This window comes from Mesorhizobium sp. M0598, assembly GCF_040320865.1.
Taxonomy (GTDB): Bacteria; Pseudomonadota; Alphaproteobacteria; order Rhizobiales; family Rhizobiaceae; genus Mesorhizobium.
The window spans coordinates 1-1,867 of the sequence record NZ_JAMYQL010000093.1; the positions used below are offsets into that span (position 1 = coordinate 1).

Below are 1,867 nucleotides of genomic sequence, written 5' to 3' on the forward strand. Positions count from 1 at the left end.
ATAAGGTGTTCCACGGACGGCTCCCTTGTTTGAGATCTCAACGAACTCATTCTGGCACATCCGATGCCGTCGGGCGCCGTCCACCCCATCATGCCGTGACATCAGCCGAAGAATGCAGCGGCTCAGAACGGCGCTTGTATCCGCCATTGCGCTCGTCGCCCTTCCACCATGACCGCGAGCCAGAAGCTGCGGAAGCGCTGGCTCCGCCAATGGAAGACCGAATTGATCGAGACGACCAGTCCCAGAGTGCTTCGAGCTTTTTCGCAGGACCGGGTGGCAGCGTTTGGTTCTGGTCTGCCGGAGCACTGCCGCAAGGTAACGGCATGGATCCCAGGGTCTGCGCCGCGTCGCTTCGCTCCTTGCTCCGCCCAGGGATGACGAAGGGAGGGTTTCGGCTAATCTCCTAAATTTGCGATTTGCGACTAACGGGAATGATCGACCTTCGTTGCTGGTTGACCCGACTTACACGCAGTTGGCCGAGAAACGATCGAATCAGCGCCGAAACCGGCCGATAACGTCGGTATTGGCGAGAAGTCTGTGCACCAAAGCACGCGTACTTCCGATCGGAAAAAGCCAAAAACAAAAAAACCGCCTCGGTGGGCGGGTCGTTGGAGCCAATTAGCACCATACCAAAATTAGTAGCATAGCTGCCGGCACAAAGCAAGAACAAAATAGCTGCGACGGCAAAAAAGTCCGAATTCCTTTCCCACCCGAGGTCGCCGCCCTCATTGCCTAGCGTTGATGATCAGCGAAAGCCGAAATGGCATCCAATCTCCCCCCTCGTGGGGGAGATGTCCGGCCGGACAGGGAGGGGCGCGAAGGAATGCTAGTTTTGCAATCGTTCGGAGCAACGCCAGCCCTGGCGCATAAATCACCGCCGCGACCGGCCGATGACATCGTCGGTGTTGGCAAGAAGCCTGTGCACCGCGGCGCGGGCTGCGGCGGGCCGCTGCAGGCGGATGTTCTTCTCGATCGCCTCGTGCAGTGCCTGCGCCCGCCGCTGATCGCTGGTCTCGCGGGTGACGAACTGGAACAAATGGTCGAGCGCCGATTCGATCAGCACGCCGAGCGGCACCAGCAGATCGTTGCCCGAGGCGCGCAGGATGGCGAGATGAAACCGCGTGTCGGCGCGCGTGCGCTCCTGCAGATTGGTCGCCTCGCCCATCTCGCGGCAAGCCTGGCTGATCTCGGCCATCTGCTCGTCGGTGCGTCGCATCGCGGCAAAGGCGCTGGCCTCCGGCTCGATGATGTGGCGGAATTCCTGCACGGTCCTGAGGAACACCTCGCGGTCCGGCGAGGTCGCATACCAGGCCAGCACGTCGCGATCGAGCAGGTTCCAGCGCTCCTTCGGCTCGACCCAGCTGCCGATCTTCGGGCGTGACGCCAATAGGCTCTTCGCCATCAGCATTTTTATGGCTTCGCGCACCGCCGAGCGGCTGACGTCGAAGGTCTCGGACCATTTGGCTTCGTTGGGCAGGATGGTTCCCGGCGGATAGTCGCCGCGCACGATCCTCAGCCCGATTTCGTTGGCGAGCGAGGCGTGCACACTCGAGCCGGGAAAGTGTGCGGCATCGGCACGCCGAACGACGGCCGGCCGCCCAGGCTCTGCCTTGAATTTGGCGGGTCGCTTTTTTGATGTCGCGTCCGGCATTGGTATTCCCCGGCAGCTTCTTGTCGAAAGCCTGAATTCAGGGCACGACAAAGCAGCGGCCTACGCTCCAAAGCAGCGTCGCCTCGTGCGTTTTGCATGGACAGTGCGAACGGGGGGCCCCGCCCGCGGGGGGCCCGCAAAAGCGCACCAACTAGAGGGTGCCGGGTTGCGCCGGGTGCATTGGTGGTTACTGGAGGCCGGTGAACACCCGATCGG

General features: G+C 61.9%; 1 protein-coding gene. It reads right to left on the reverse strand.

The window, feature by feature from the left end; genetic code table 11:
• Nucleotides 1–871: 871 nt before the first annotated feature.
• Nucleotides 872–1,651 carry a FadR/GntR family transcriptional regulator gene (locus NKI59_RS34830; protein WP_023675806.1) on the reverse strand — a complete coding sequence of 260 codons (780 nt, stop codon included), beginning with the start codon at nt 1,649–1,651 and terminating at the stop codon, nt 872–874.
• Nucleotides 1,652–1,867: the final 216 nt, after the last annotated feature.